This window comes from Aromatoleum anaerobium (assembly GCF_012910705.2).
Classification (GTDB): Bacteria; Pseudomonadota; Gammaproteobacteria; order Burkholderiales; family Rhodocyclaceae; genus Aromatoleum; species Aromatoleum anaerobium.
Window position 1 is genome coordinate 1 of sequence record NZ_WTVG02000034.1, and the last position, 13457, is coordinate 13457.

The following is a 13457-nucleotide window of genomic DNA, read 5'->3' on the forward strand; positions in this document are numbered from 1 at the left end:
CCAAAAAGGTCAGCGTCACCCGGCGACTCGTGGCCACGCTGTGCAGCGGCGTGCTGGCGTGGCAGCTCACCGGCATCGCGTTGCATCACCTCGACCTCGCGCCGGCCGATTTCATCCTGCAGTGGCTGCCCGCGGCGGTGATCCTCACCGCGTTCGCGGCGGGCGGAATCGCCAACGCGGTCAACATGATCGACGGCTTCAACGGTCTTGCCGGCGGCGCGCTGGTCATCATGTTCGGTGCGCTCGGCCTCGTGGCCTTCCAGGTGGACGACGTCGTCCTCGCGTCGGTGTGCTGGACTTTCGCCGCCGCGTTCGCCGGCTTCCTCGCGATCAACTTTCCCGCCGGCAAGATCTTCCTCGGCGACGGCGGCGCCTATCTCGGGGGCTTCGCGCTCGCCTGGCTCGCCATCCTGCTGCCCGAACGCAACACCGAAGTCTCGCCGTGGGTCAGCCTGCTGATCTGCGCCTACCCGGTGATGGAGCTGATCTTCAGCATCGCCCGCCGGCGCCACCGCGAGCACCACCCCGGCGCGGCCGACCGCCTGCATCTGCACAGCCTCGTGCATGCGCGCGTCGTGCGCCATTTTGTCCACGCCGACCACCCGACCTTGCGCAACGCAGCCGTCTCGCCGCTGATGTGGCTGTTTGCGCTCGTCCCCGCCGGCTTCGCGCAGATCGGCTGGGACAGCCGCAGCCAGTGCCTGGCCGCGGTCCTCCTCACGTTCGCGGCCTACCTGCTGTGCTACCTGCGGCTGGTGCGTTTCCGCTGGCCGTGGTCTCCCGCCTCCGCGGCCCTGGACAACGCCGAAGCGCTCGACCGCATCTGAGCGTTTTCCCCCCTTCGCGGCGATAATCCCGCCCCGGCTTCCAGTCCCGCCAGCGACACAACCGCCGCGCCACCCAAAGACATGCACACAGTGACGATCTTGCGGGCCACCTGCTGTTTGCACTCAAGCACGAAACGCTCGACTTGCTCGTGCTCTCGCGCCTGTTCAGGCACCTCGGGCGCGACGTAGTCGCGGGCATCGTCGGTGGCAACCCGGCGCGGCAGTACGTGCGGCGCCTGTGGTACGCGCGCTCAACGTCGAACTACGTATCATCGTGGTCCTGGCATAAGTGGTCCGGATACCATGCCAAGCCATAACCAACAGCTTCAAGGTTCATCCAATGCCTGAGATCAGTCGCTTCCTGGGAATCGTGATCTACATGAACTGGGCCGATCATCCCTTGCCTCACTTTCATGCGCGGTACGGTGCCTACGAGATCATGGTGGAGATCGAAACCGGCGTCGTCCGGGGCGAGTTCCCCAAGCGCGCCCTTCGTGCAGTCCTTGACTGGCTGGACGAACATAAGGCCGAACTCGCAGAAGACTGGGAGCTTGCGCAGCTGCGTAAGCCGCTCAAACCGATTTCGCCTTTGGAGTAAGACCATGTTCCTGCATACCACACGCGTTGAAGTGCGCCCCGGCTATCGGCTCTACCTACAGTTCAACAACGGCGCCGCCGGGGAAGTCGCCCTGTTCGATGAACTTTGGGGGGAAATGTTCGAGCCGCTCAAGGACGAAACGCTCTTCAGGACCGCCCATCAGGATGAAACGCTCGGCACCGTGGTCTGGGCCAACGGCGCCGACTTCGCGCCCGAGTTTCTGCTCGCGCTGCTACAGGCTCAGACCAGCCAGGTGGCATGACTGCCTCCATCCCCGCTGATTAGGATCAGACCCCGGTATTGCTTGCCCTAACCACGCCCGCCCTCATGCTGTCCCGGCCCCTTCCCACCCTCACCTACGGCGACCGCGACCACGAAGACCGCACCACCCGCCGCCACCGCCTTCAGGCCGTGCTCGAACATGCGCTGGCCGACGGCGGCACCGTGCTGATCCCGGCTTTCGCCATCGGCCGCACGCAGGAACTGCTCTACGAAATCGAAGACATCATCTTCGAAGCCGGCGACGACCCACGCTGGAAACAGCTCGACATCGTCGTCGATTCGCTGCTCGCGGCCGAATTCACCCGCCTCTACCGCAAGCTCAAGCCGTACTGGGACGAAGAGGCCACTGCCCGCGTCCGCCAGGGCCGCCACCCGCTGTCGTTCGACCAGCTGCTCGTCCTCGACCGCCACGAAGACCACCTGAAGGCGGTCGATTACCTCACCCGCACCGGCCGCCCCGCGGTCGTCATCGCCGGCTCCGGGATGTGCGCCGGGGGCCGCGTCGTGAACTACCTCAAGGCGATGCTCGGCGACGCCCGCAACGACGTGCTCTTCGTCATGCGCTACCCGATCCGCGCGCAGATCCACCAGGTGGGCGGCTATTCCGCCCATGCGGGGCAGGCGGACCTGCTGCGGTTTGTGGCCGGCATCCCGGAGATGCCCGCGGAGATCCGCATCGTGCATGACGACGACGCCAAGGCGGCGTTGAAGTGCAGGGTGGAAGAGGCCGGCGCTGGCCGCGTGCTCGTGCCCGGGGCGGCTATCGATCCGCTCTTGGTTAATGACCTAAAATGCGCAATTCCGCGTAACGCAGCTGATCTGCGCCTGTAATCGCGGCACAAGATCCAGGAGGGTAACGATGCCAGAGCGGATGTTGCTTCAACGGCTTTACATACACAATTTTCGCTGTTTCGAGAATTTCGAATTCAAGCCGGGAGGCCAAACCGCATCCTTGCTGATTGGCAAGAACGGCAGCGGCAAATCGAGCCTCATGCACACCCTGGCGCTGCTCCAGGCGATCGGGCGCGGGCGCACGCGGCTGGGTGAGCTTGTCACCCCCGCAGATTTCACGCGGGGTCGCAGCGACATTCCCATGCGCTTCGAGCTCGAAGTGCTGCTTCACGGAAAGGCCTACGCCTACAGCCTCGTGCTGGAGCTACCAGAAAAGTTCCGTGAGCTTCGGGTTCTGCACGAACGCCTCACCGTAGACGGCGAACCGATCTTTACCCGCGAAAAAGCCGATATCACGATACCCCGCACAGCACAAAAGCGCGACGACACCGTCTTCTCCATGGACTGGCATCTCATTGCGCTCCCCGTCATCCAGGACGCCACCACCGCCGCGGCCCTGCAAAACCTTCGCGACTGGTTGGCGGCAATGGTGCTGTTGTCGCCCATACCGCAAACCATACGCAGCGAGGCGCTCGGCAGCGATACCGCCATCGAACACAGCGCCCGCAACCTGCCCGACTGGCTGGCCGGATTGCTTGAAAGATACCCCGCTGCCTACACCACGGTTGTCGACCATCTGAAACAGGTCATCCCGGACCTCACCGCCCTGCGCTTCGAGCGTCTCGGTCGGGATGCGCGTGCACTGATCATCCAGTTCGCCAGCGCCCCGGAAAGTATGGAACTCCCTATTTCCGCGCTCTCCGATGGTGAAAAGTGCTTCTTTATCGGCGCCATACTGCTTGCCGCCAATCAACAGGCCGGGCCGCTCCTCGCATTCTGGGACGAACCAGACAACAACATCGCGCCGCACGAAATCAACCAGCTGATTGTTGCCCTGAAACGCAACTTCTTTCAAAACAAGGGCCAGCTCATCGTCAGCTCGCACAACCCTCAGGCCATTCAGTGTTTCTCTGACGACAGCATCTGGGTCATGGGGCGGCGGACGCATCTCGAACCTACCCAGATCCGCTGCCTGGACGAACTCCACCCCAGCACTGAAGGCAAAACTCACGCAAGCCAACCGCAGCTCCTGCAACGCCTGCTCGATGGGGATATCGACCCATGGCTCTGAATCGGGAACGTCCACATCTGCTGGTCCTGCCCGAAGACGACGCAACGCGCTCGATTGCAAACGGCTTCATCGATGCAACCACCGGACAGATGCAGGTGCTCAACCCGGTGCGTGGCTGGCCAAATGTTCTCCACCAGTTCGAGGTCGACCATGTCATCCAACTCCGCAAGTACCGGCATCGACATCTGGTGCTGCTGATCGACTTCGATGACGAATATCCCAACAGGCTCACCTATTTCCAGAGCGCGATTCCGAAAGATGTTGAAGACCGTGTTTACGTACTGCGGCATCTTCCAGGGTGACGAAGCCGCCGGGCGCAGCGGGGCCGATGCGCGCGCAGATCCACCAGGTGGGCGGCTATTCTGCCCACGCCGGGCAGTCGGACCTGCTGCGCTTTGTTGCCGGCATCCCGCACATGCCCGCGGAGATCCGCATCGTGCATGGCGAGGACGAGGCCAAGGCAGCGTTGAAGGGCAGGCTGAAAGAAGCCGGGGCCGGCCGACTGCTCGTGCCCGGGAGGCAGGAAGGATCCTTTAGCAGCACGAATTTTTTCGACAACCAAGCTTCAAAACGTTAATTTTTCGACATCCACGCCACTTTTTCGACCGCCATCCCGCATTCCACCCAATGTCTGCCCACCTGCCTTTCTTCGACACACACGCACTCGCACTCGACGCCTCGCGGCGCTGGGTGGGGTACGCCGCCTTGTTGCGCGGGCTGGGGCTGGAAGCGCCACTGGGGCCCGCATGCGCGGTGGCGGACGGGCATGTCCGCGGCAGTGTGCGTGTCGAGGCCGGCGTACGGATCTTCGATCAGCGCTACCGGCCCAGTGACGATCTTGCGGGCCACCTGCTGTTTGCACTCAAGCACGAAACGCTCGACTTGCTCGTGCTCTCGCGCCTGTTCAGGCACCTCGGGCGCGACGTGGTCGCGGGCATCGTCGGTGCCAACCCGGCGCGGCAGTACGTGCGGCGCCTGTGGTTTCTGTACGAATGGCTTACCGGAGAAGAACTACCGCTGGCCGATCTGCCCAGCGGCGGGCGCTACGTCCCGCTGCTCGACGCCTCGCAATACTTCGTCGGCGAGCCGACGGGCTGGGTCCGCGTTGCCCGCCACAAGATCCTGAACAACCTGCCGGGCAGCGCTGCATTCTGCCCGCTCGTGCGCCGTACCCCTGCGCTCGACAGCTTCGTCGAACAGACGCTCGGCGCGCAGGTACAAGCCGTCATGGGGCGCACGGCCCCGGACGTCTGGCGGCGAGCCGCAAGTTTTCTGCTGCTGGCCGACAGCCGCGCCTCGTTCGCGATCGAAGGCGAGCGTCCGGCGCGCAACCGCCTCGAACGCTGGGCCCAGGTCATCCAGCAGGCCGGCCGGCAAGCGCTGTCGATGGACGAGATCCTGCGCATGCACGACGCGCTCATCCACGACGACCGCTTCGTGGCCAAGGGGCTGCGCACCCAGGGCGTCTTCCTCGGCGACCGTGACCGCCTTGGCGACCCCATCCCGGAATTCATCGGCGCTCGCGCGCAGGATCTGCCGGGGCTGCTCGCCGGCCTGCTCGACGCCCACCGCTTGCACGGTGCCTGCGGAATCGATCCGGTCGTCCACGCCGCCGTCGTCGCCTTCGGTTTCGTCTTCATCCACCCGTTCGAAGACGGCAACGGCAGGCTGCATCGTGCGCTCATCCACCACATCCTGGCCGAACGCGGCTTCGCGCCGGCCGGGCTCGTGTTCCCGGTGTCGGCGGTCATGCTCGATCGCATCCACGACTACCGCGACGCGTTGCGCGCCCACAGCGGCCGCCTCATGCCCTTTATCGACTGGGCACCCGACGCCCAGCGCAACGTGATCGTGCACAACGACACCGCCGAGCTCTATCGCTATGGCGACTACACCGAACTGGCGGAATTCCTCTACGGCTGCGTCGCACACACCGTCACCGACGTCCTGCCGCAAGAAGTGCGCTATCTGCAATGCCACGACGACGCACTCACCGCCATCGCTCAACACATCGACATGCCGCAAAGCCTCGCTCGCGACCTCATCATGTTCATCACGCAAAACGACATGAAACTGTCCGCCCGGCGACGGAAGAACGAATTCGCCGCACTCACCGACGACGAAGTCCGCACGCTGGAAACGGAAATCGCACGCGCCTTCGACCGCGAGCAGGCATCGAAATGATGCAGATGCATGACCGAATCCATCTCGGCACTTCGGGTAAGCCCCCATTCTTGGCCCTGACACCCCCCATGCTCACCCTCACTCACCACGGCGCCGTCGGACCTCCGGACCCGGACGTTTTCCGACACCCGCGCCGCTTTTTCCATCAAAATTGTTTTCCATTAAGCAACGTTTGTTTCTAAATTGAAAACACAACCCTCCGTTTCTGATCTGCTCTTTCCGAACCAGTATCGGCGCAAAGTGCTGGGCCTTCTGATCATGAGGCCGGACCAGCAGATTCACTTGCGCGAACTGGCCAGGCTGATTGGCGCCGCCCCGGGCACCCTCAAGAAGGAGCTCGACGCGCTGTGCCATGCTGGCTTGCTGCACAGCCAACGCATCGGCAATCAAATCCGATTCAGCGCGAATACAGATCATCCGGTGTTCGCCGAACTGCAGGCCCTGATCCGAAAAACCACCGGCATGGGCGACGCCCTGCAGCTCAGCCTGGTGCCACTGGCAGACAGGATCCATGCCGCCTTTGTGTTCGGCTCCATGGCCAGCGCCACAGAAAACGCCAACAGCGACATTGACTTGATGGTTATCGGAGATGTGACGTTCGCGGACATCATCAACGCCACCTACGAAACCCAAACCGCACTGGGCCGCGAGATCAACCCCAAAGTGATGAGTCCCGGCGAATGGCAGGACAAAAAGGCCGCCGGCAACGCCTTCCTGCAAGACGTGATGGCCAAGCCCAGGATCATGCTGATTGGAGACGCGCATGCCCTCTGACGCGCTCGACAATCTGGCCCGCATCGGCCAGCTGGACAAGGTGCCCTTTTCCCAGGCTTTGATGAACAAGATGCTGACCACCGCCCAAAGCCGGCTGACCGACGCCCGGCGCACCGAAAACAGTACCGAAACCCGGTTCGACTGCGCTTACACGGCCATCCGCGCCATCGCCGACGCCGCATTGCTCAAGCACGGCTACAGGACCTCCACCAGCAAGCCGGGGCACCACCAGATCACCATCCAGTGTCTGGTGCACACCTTGGGTGTGGACCTTGCAGTTGTACGTGTATTGGATGGCCTCAGAAAACAACGAAACCTGAGCGACTACGACGGCGAGCTGATCACCGGCCAGGCACTTGCCGAATGCATTGAGCAGGCCGTTCGCCTTCAACAATTAGCTGCAACCAGATTGGCACCCTGAAAGCCCCCATGCTCACCCTCACTCACCACGGCGCCATCACCGGCGTCACCGGCTCCTGCCACGAACTCACCCTGCACGGGCGGGGCACGGCGCCAACCAAAGCAAGCCACTGACTCACGATTGATAAAATAAACGACAAAAATTTAACTAACGAAACACCTTAATAAAGCCAGCTTAACTAAGGCCGCCGTCTGCCAGCCGTCAATGACCACCGAAACGCCTCCCAACGAGGACCGCCTCGGCCGCTACGTCACCACCGTCGCCTTCAACGAGACGGTGAGCGCCTACGTCCCGCTGCCGCTGCCGCTGCCGCCCTCGCCACCGCTGGTTTTCTCGAACCGGCTGCTGGGCATTCTGAGCCTGGCCGACCAGATGCGAGATCACCGGCAAGCAACGCGGCCGGGTCTTTGCCTACGACGCTTTCCTGCAAATCCTGGACGAGGGTACGTCATCGGCGGGCGAGCACGGTAATGCGTGATGCGCTAGCATCATGATGCTTAATCATCACGCTACGGAGATCAACATGCGCACTACGATCGACATCGAAAGCGACGTCCTTGCCGCCGCCAAGGAAATCGCACGTCAGCAACACACCAGTGTCGGCAAAGTCATCTCCCAACTCGTTCGCCGAACCCTGATCGGTGCCGCTGCACCGCAAACCGTTGCCCGCCAGACACCCGCAGTCCCCGGCTTCGAACCCTTTCCGGCACGTGACGTCATCGTGACCAACGAGCTCATCGACCGTCTGCGCGACGCCGAGGGAATCTGATGCGTGCGCTGCTGGACGTGAATGTCCTCATCGCGCTGCTCGACGGCAGCCACGTGCACCACGCACGCGCAAGCCGGTGGCTCGCACGTGAAATCGGGCATGGCTGGGCATCGTGTCCGCTGACCCAAAACGGTTGCCTGCGCATCATGGCTCAACCTGCCTACCCGCAGGCTTTGCCACTGGGCGCCGTTGCAAGCCGTCTGGCCCAGGCCACCGCACACCCGGCGCACCAGTTCATCGCCGACGACTACAGTCTGCTCGATGGCGCACAGATCACCTGGCAAAACCTGCTCGGTCACCGGCAGATCACCGACACCTACCTGCTCGGCCTCGCGGTGCGGCACAACTGCCGCTTCGTCAGCTTCGATGCACGGATCAACCCCGCCACCGTGACCGGCGCCCAACCCAAACACTGGCGCACGCTTTGACGCAGCCCGCCCTCAGTACAAGCAGTACGGTACATAACCCTGCTCATGACACTACCTTAGATGCCTTACCGATAAGTACCCGCACTCTGCCGTGAAATATTTGCTTGCAAGGCATGTTTATGTTGATAACATCGCGCCCCATGCTTCGAAGAAGCCGCAGGGCCGCGCCCTCCGGGGACATCTCCGCCGATCCGAAACTTGTCGGCGCGGTGAGGGAGGGGAGCAGACCGCAAGCAAACAAGCCAAAAACGAGAAACGTCTGATTCCAGTCGCGTCCGCGACACAACACCCGCCCATCCAGAAACATGCACACCCTTTCTGACATCAACCTCGCCATCATCGGCCTCGGCTACGTCGGCCTGCCGCTCGCCGTCGAATTCGGCCGCAAGCAGCACGTCACCGGTTTCGACATCCACGCCGAGCGCATCATTGAGCTGCAGGCCGGCCGCGACCGCACGCTCGAAGTCGACGCCCGCGAACTCGCCGCCGCCGAATACCTGCGGTTCACGGCCGACCCGGGCGACCTGGCCGAGTGCAATGTCTTCATCGTCACCGTGCCGACGCCGATCGACGAACACAAGCGGCCGGACCTCACGCCGCTGATCCGCGCCAGCGAGACCATCGGCAAGGTGCTCAAGCGCGGCGACATCGTCATTTACGAGTCCACCGTCTATCCCGGCGCCACCGAGGAAGAGTGCGTGCCGGTGCTGGAAAAGTTCTCCGGCCTGCGCTTCAACCACGACTTCTACGCCGGCTATTCGCCCGAGCGCATCAACCCCGGCGACAAGGCGCACCGCGTCAGCACGATCAAGAAAGTCACTTCCGGCTCGACGCCGCAAGTGGCCGACCTCGTCGATGCGCTCTACGCCCGCATCATCACCGCCGGCACCCACAAGGCTCCCTGCATCAAGGTCGCCGAAGCCGCGAAGGTCATCGAGAACACCCAGCGCGACCTCAACATCGCGCTCATCAACGAACTGGCGATCATTTTCAACAAGCTCGGCATCGACACCGAAGCCGTGCTCGAAGCCGCCGGCACCAAGTGGAACTTCCTGCCGTTCCGCCCCGGCCTGGTCGGCGGCCACTGCATCGGTGTCGACCCGTACTACCTCACGCACAAGGCGCAGGCGATCGGCTACCACCCGGAGATCATCCTCGCCGGGCGACGGCTCAACGACGGCATGGGCGCCTACGTCGTGTCGCAGCTGGTGAAAGCCATGCTCAAGCGCCGCATCCAGGTCGAAGGCGCGCGCGTGCTGGTGATGGGCCTCGCCTTCAAGGAAAACTGCCCCGACCTGCGCAACACCCGCGTCGTCGACATCGTCCGGGAGCTCGCCGACTACAACGTCCGGGTGGATGTATTCGACCCGTGGGTGGATGCCGATGAAGCGCGGCACGAATACGACATCACGCCGATCGAGCTGCCCACCCCCGGCCAGTACGACGCGGTGCTGGTGGCCGTGGCCCACGACCAGTTCAAGGCGATGAGCGCGCAGGGCATCCGCGCCCTCGGCAAGCCCGAACACGTGCTGTATGACCTCAAGTACGTGCTGCCGCGCCAGGCGGCCGACCTGCGCCTGTAATGCCCGGACCGCCTGGGAAACCTGCAATCCACTGAACTACGCCTCCCGGCTTGATTGTCCTCGAACGATTACACAAGTAAAATGCCCAGCGTAAAACACACGCCTGAATTCGACGGCTGGCTCAACAGCTTACGGGACCGCCCCACGCGCTTCCGGTTGCTGCGCCGGCTCGAAAAGGCGCAGCGCGGACTGTTGGGCGACGTTGCTCCAGTTGGCGAAGGTGTTTTCGAGATGCGCGAGTTTTTTGGCCCCGGCTGGCGCATGTATTACATCCAGCGCGGCGAAGTGCTGATCGATGGACGGATAAGCCATGAGCAAACCAGTGAAAATCAGCGACCTGCCCGAGTTCGACATGGCAGAGCACCTGAAGACCGATGCCGATGTTGCGGAATACCTGCGCCAGGTACTCGAAGACGGCGAGCCCGGCGAACTGGCCGCCGCGTTGGGGTATATCGCCAAAGCCCGCGGCATGAGCGAAATTGCCAAGGCCACCGGCATCAAACGCGAAGCCCTTTACAAAGCGCTGCGCCCGAATGCCCAGCCGCGCCTCGAAACCGTCCAGCGCGTATGCAAAGCCTTGGGCGTCAAACTGACCGTGACGGCAGCGGCTTCAACCGCATCCGCCAAGCGCTGCGTGACTACCCCGAAGTCCGCTTCAGCGTCGAAGAAAAATTCGGCGGCGTCATGGCCACGTTCGTGCGGCAGGGCGGAGTAAGTGGCGGCCTCCACGACCCCAATGACTTGCTTGTTCTCATCCAGTCGCGCCCTGGGTTGAAAATCAAAAGCGGGGACAGAACCCAATTACCCGCCTCACGCCTCACTCCATATGAAAATCGCCATCGCCGGTACCGGCTACGTCGGCCTGTCCAACGCCGTCCTCCTCGCCCAGCACAACGAAGTGGTGGCGCTCGACATTGTCCCGACCAAGGTCCAGATGCTCAACGACCGGTTGTCGCCCATTGAAGACGCCGAGATCGAGCAATACCTCAATGAGAAAAAACTCGACCTCAAGGCCACCCTCGACAAGCGGCAAGCCTACGCCGGCGCCGATTTCGTTGTCATCGCCACCCCCACCGACTACGATCCCGCCACCAACTACTTCAACACCCGCAGCGTCGAAGCGGTGATCGAGGACGTGCTCGTCATCAACCCGGATGCGGTGATGGTGATCAAATCCACCGTACCGGTCGGCTACACCCGCAGCGTGTGCGAGAAGTACAACACCCGGAACATCCTCTTCTCGCCGGAATTCCTGCGCGAAGGCAACGCGCTGTACGACAACCTGCACCCTTCGCGCATCGTCGTCGGCGAGCGCTCCGAGCGCGCCAAAGCGTTCGCCAACCTGCTGCAACAGGGTGCCATCAAGCGGGATATTCCCACACTGTTCACCGACAGTACCGAGGCTGAAGCGATCAAGTTGTTCGCCAACACCTACCTCGCCATGCGCGTGGCTTACTTCAACGAGCTGGACACCTATGCCGCCACCCACGGCCTCGACACCCGTCAGATCATCGATGGCGTGTGCCTGGACCCGCGCATCGGCAACCACTACAACAACCCCAGCTTTGGTTATGGTGGTTATTGCCTGCCCAAAGACACCAAACAGCTGCTGGCCAACTATCGGGATGTGCCGCAAAACCTCATCCATGCCATCGTCGAGGCCAACACCACGCGCAAGGACTTTATTGCCGACGAGCTTATCCGCCGCAAACCAAAGGTCGTCGGCATCTACCGCCTGATCATGAAAGTCGGCTCGGACAACTTCCGAGCCTCCAGCATCCAGGGGATCATGAAGCGGATCAAGGCCAAGGGCGTCGACGTCATCGTCTACGAGCCAGCGCTGAAGGAAGCTGAATTCTTCCGATCCCGTGTCGTGAACGATCTGGCCGCCTTCAAACAGCAAGCCGACGTGATCGTCGCTAACCGCATGGCCCCGGTCCTCTCCGATGTCGAAACCAAGGTATTCACCCGCGATTTGTTTGGGCAAGACTAGGAATGAGTAAGCCCCCCTTTTGGCTTCGATGCCTGCCTGCAGTCCTGCGCACCAAGATCGAACATCGCCCCAATCTGCTGAAAATCCTCGGCAATACCGGCTGGCTGTTTTTCGACAAGGTCCTGCGCATGGGCATGGGCCTGTTTGTGGGGGTGTGGGTCGCACGCTATCTCGGGCCGGAGCAGTTCGGCCTTTTCAACTACGCAACGGCCATTGTCGCGCTCTTCACCGCCGTGGCCACGCTGGGCCTCAACAATATCGTGGTGCGCGATCTGGTCAAAAATCCGGAAGACGCCAGCGCCACGCTAGGTACGGCTTTTCTGCTGCAACTGATCGGCGGCTGGCTCGCATTCATCTCGGCCGTCATCGCCGTTACCTTCATGCGCCCAGACGACACAACGGCAAGGGTCATCGTGGCGATATTCGGCTTCGCCATGGTGTTCAAGGCGACGGATGTGGTCAGGTACTGGTTCGAGTCGAAAGTACAGTCGAAATACATCGTCTGGGTAGAGAACGCCGCATTTCTGGTTTTTGCCGCCATCAAGGTGGCGCTCATTCTTGGTGCAGCGCCGCTGGTTGCCTTTGTGTGGATCGTGCTGGCAGAAGCGGCCCTGGTTGCGCTTTTACTTTTAGCCATATACGTGCATCTGGGCAACAAACTTGGCGCGTGGCGATACCAATATGCACGAGCTAAATCGCTTCTGCGCGACAGCTGGCCGCTGATTCTTTCCGGCCTTGCGGCAATGCTCTACATGCGCATCGACCAAGTCATGCTGGGGCAGATGTTAGGTAACCAAGCTGTTGGCGTCTACTCTGCTGCGGCCCGCATAAGCGAAATTTGGTACTTTGTCCCTGTCGCGATTGTGAGCTCTATATTTCCAGGGATCGTCAAATTGAAAGCGCAAAATAACGATTTATATCTCTCAAGACTACAAAAACTATATGACTCGCTGATTGCCATTTCAGTATTCGTTGCGCTTGCAACAACAGCCTCATCACATCTGATTGTAGGACTATTGTATGGGGCACATTATTCAGATGCCGCGACAATTCTATCTATTCAAATATGGGCTGGCATCTTTGTAACAATGGGCATCTCCAGAGGACCTTGGATAATAACAGAGGGACTACAAAAATATACCTATCGCTATATCGGTTTAGCCATGCTCGTAAACATTGTATGCAACTCGTTCCTGATACCTGCATTCGGTGCAGTTGGTGCAGCCGTTAGCTCGATTGCCGCTCAGGCAACAACCGCCCTGTTAGCTCCAGCTTTGTTTGCGCCAACAAGAGTGTCAGTAATAATGCTGCTGAGATCTGCAAATCCTATAAGATGGTTTGTTGTGCTGAGAGAGCTCCTATTAGCGCGGAGCTCAATTTAGTGAGAATAATATTTCCGCATGGGCAAACTCCTTGGGAAGCGGCGAACGCCCCGACGAAAGAAAGCGTCCGAGATTGTCGCAATTCCGGGTAGCACACGTACTGTTTCGCTCATGCCATCAAGTGAAGCTTTTAGCAAGCTAACCGATTACTGCGCCCGAGAGCGCAGGCTGACCGATATTCAGGAATACAGAA

17 protein-coding genes and 1 pseudogene are annotated in these 13457 nt (G+C 61.4%); all 18 read left to right on the forward strand.

Annotated features, from left to right (window positions below; genetic code table 11):
- Window positions 1-827: MraY family glycosyltransferase (locus tag GO606_RS02390; protein ID WP_246979297.1), on the forward strand; the 827-nt coding region annotated here is incomplete at its 5' end.
- 340 nt (window positions 828-1167) lie between these two features.
- The gene (locus tag GO606_RS02395; RefSeq protein ID WP_169120893.1) at window positions 1168-1425 is read left to right on the forward strand and encodes a DUF4160 domain-containing protein; all 258 of its coding nucleotides are present in this window, start codon (window positions 1168-1170) and stop codon (window positions 1423-1425) included.
- A gap of 4 nt (window positions 1426-1429) precedes the next feature.
- Complete coding sequence (locus GO606_RS02400; protein WP_169120891.1) at window positions 1430-1687, forward strand: DUF2442 domain-containing protein; 258 nt, start codon at window positions 1430-1432, stop codon at window positions 1685-1687.
- Window positions 1688-1752: 65 nt separating this feature from the next.
- On the forward strand, window positions 1753-2538 hold the full coding sequence (locus GO606_RS02405; protein ID WP_246979298.1) for an MBL fold metallo-hydrolase RNA specificity domain-containing protein: 786 nt from the start codon (window positions 1753-1755) through the stop codon (window positions 2536-2538).
- 28 nt (window positions 2539-2566) lie between these two features.
- Window positions 2567-3730: an AAA family ATPase gene (locus GO606_RS02410; RefSeq protein WP_169118899.1), complete on the forward strand. Its 1164-nt coding sequence runs from the start codon at window positions 2567-2569 to the stop codon at window positions 3728-3730.
- Entirely contained in the window at window positions 3721-4032 is a 312-nt protein-coding gene (locus GO606_RS02415) for a hypothetical protein (RefSeq protein ID WP_169118900.1), read from the forward strand. The genes GO606_RS02410 and GO606_RS02415 overlap by 10 nt, the downstream gene beginning before the upstream one ends.
- Window positions 4033-4058: 26 nt before the next feature.
- A complete protein-coding gene (locus tag GO606_RS02420; RefSeq protein WP_246979299.1) occupies window positions 4059-4307 on the forward strand; it encodes an MBL fold metallo-hydrolase RNA specificity domain-containing protein in 249 nt (82 codons plus the stop codon).
- A 50-nt stretch (window positions 4308-4357) separates the two neighbouring features.
- The gene (locus tag GO606_RS02425; protein WP_169118901.1) at window positions 4358-5914 is read left to right on the forward strand and encodes a Fic family protein; all 1557 of its coding nucleotides are present in this window, start codon (window positions 4358-4360) and stop codon (window positions 5912-5914) included.
- 282 nt (window positions 5915-6196) lie between these two features.
- Window positions 6197-6688 (forward strand): nucleotidyltransferase domain-containing protein, encoded by a 492-nt coding sequence (locus tag GO606_RS02430; protein WP_246979300.1) that lies wholly within the window; start codon window positions 6197-6199, stop codon window positions 6686-6688.
- A complete protein-coding gene (locus tag GO606_RS02435) occupies window positions 6678-7109 on the forward strand; it encodes a hypothetical protein (protein WP_169118903.1) in 432 nt (143 codons plus the stop codon). Before GO606_RS02430 ends, GO606_RS02435 begins: the two co-directional genes overlap by 11 nt.
- Window positions 7110-7313: 204 nt before the next feature.
- Window positions 7314-7580: a hypothetical protein gene (locus GO606_RS02440; protein WP_169118904.1), complete on the forward strand. Its 267-nt coding sequence runs from the start codon at window positions 7314-7316 to the stop codon at window positions 7578-7580.
- Between the two features lie 52 nt (window positions 7581-7632).
- A complete protein-coding gene (locus tag GO606_RS02445; RefSeq protein ID WP_169118905.1) occupies window positions 7633-7878 on the forward strand; it encodes a DUF6364 family protein in 246 nt (81 codons plus the stop codon).
- Window positions 7878-8306 carry a TA system VapC family ribonuclease toxin gene (locus GO606_RS02450; protein ID WP_169118906.1) on the forward strand — a complete coding sequence of 143 codons (429 nt, stop codon included), beginning with the start codon at window positions 7878-7880 and terminating at the stop codon, window positions 8304-8306. The genes GO606_RS02445 and GO606_RS02450 overlap by 1 nt, the downstream gene beginning before the upstream one ends.
- 305 nt (window positions 8307-8611) lie before the next feature.
- Entirely contained in the window at window positions 8612-9889 is a 1278-nt protein-coding gene (gene tviB / locus GO606_RS02455; protein WP_169118907.1) for a Vi polysaccharide biosynthesis UDP-N-acetylglucosamine C-6 dehydrogenase TviB, read from the forward strand.
- Window positions 9890-9970: 81 nt separating this feature from the next.
- Window positions 9971-10123, forward strand: a pseudogene (locus GO606_RS02460) (type II toxin-antitoxin system RelE/ParE family toxin); the annotation flags it as partial.
- Between the two features lie 76 nt (window positions 10124-10199).
- Entirely contained in the window at window positions 10200-10604 is a 405-nt protein-coding gene (locus GO606_RS02465; protein WP_246979303.1) for an addiction module antidote protein, read from the forward strand.
- Between the two features lie 111 nt (window positions 10605-10715).
- Window positions 10716-11882 (forward strand): nucleotide sugar dehydrogenase, encoded by a 1167-nt coding sequence (locus GO606_RS02470; RefSeq protein WP_169118908.1) that lies wholly within the window; start codon window positions 10716-10718, stop codon window positions 11880-11882.
- Between the two features lie 2 nt (window positions 11883-11884).
- Window positions 11885-13264, forward strand: coding sequence for a flippase (locus GO606_RS02475; protein ID WP_169118909.1), 1380 nt, complete (start codon window positions 11885-11887; stop codon window positions 13262-13264).
- The last annotated feature ends 193 nt before the right edge of the window (window positions 13265-13457 follow it).

Coding starts and splice junctions, on each gene's coding strand:
- GO606_RS02445 (WP_169118905.1), top strand. CDS start 7,633: ATGCGCACTACGATCGACATCGAAAGCGACGTCCTTGCCGCCGCCAAG.
- GO606_RS02425 (WP_169118901.1), top strand. CDS start 4,358: ATGTCTGCCCACCTGCCTTTCTTCGACACACACGCACTCGCACTCGAC.
- GO606_RS02450 (WP_169118906.1), top strand. CDS start 7,878: ATGCGTGCGCTGCTGGACGTGAATGTCCTCATCGCGCTGCTCGACGGC.
- tviB (WP_169118907.1), top strand. CDS start 8,612: ATGCACACCCTTTCTGACATCAACCTCGCCATCATCGGCCTCGGCTAC.
- GO606_RS02435 (WP_169118903.1), top strand. CDS start 6,678: ATGCCCTCTGACGCGCTCGACAATCTGGCCCGCATCGGCCAGCTGGAC.
- GO606_RS02465 (WP_246979303.1), top strand. CDS start 10,200: ATGAGCAAACCAGTGAAAATCAGCGACCTGCCCGAGTTCGACATGGCA.
- GO606_RS02400 (WP_169120891.1), top strand. CDS start 1,430: ATGTTCCTGCATACCACACGCGTTGAAGTGCGCCCCGGCTATCGGCTC.
- GO606_RS02475 (WP_169118909.1), top strand. CDS start 11,885: ATGAGTAAGCCCCCCTTTTGGCTTCGATGCCTGCCTGCAGTCCTGCGC.
- GO606_RS02470 (WP_169118908.1), top strand. CDS start 10,716: ATGAAAATCGCCATCGCCGGTACCGGCTACGTCGGCCTGTCCAACGCC.
- GO606_RS02440 (WP_169118904.1), top strand. CDS start 7,314: ATGACCACCGAAACGCCTCCCAACGAGGACCGCCTCGGCCGCTACGTC.
- GO606_RS02395 (WP_169120893.1), top strand. CDS start 1,168: ATGCCTGAGATCAGTCGCTTCCTGGGAATCGTGATCTACATGAACTGG.
- GO606_RS02415 (WP_169118900.1), top strand. CDS start 3,721: ATGGCTCTGAATCGGGAACGTCCACATCTGCTGGTCCTGCCCGAAGAC.
- GO606_RS02405 (WP_246979298.1), top strand. CDS start 1,753: ATGCTGTCCCGGCCCCTTCCCACCCTCACCTACGGCGACCGCGACCAC.
- GO606_RS02410 (WP_169118899.1), top strand. CDS start 2,567: ATGCCAGAGCGGATGTTGCTTCAACGGCTTTACATACACAATTTTCGC.
- GO606_RS02420 (WP_246979299.1), top strand. CDS start 4,059: ATGCGCGCGCAGATCCACCAGGTGGGCGGCTATTCTGCCCACGCCGGG.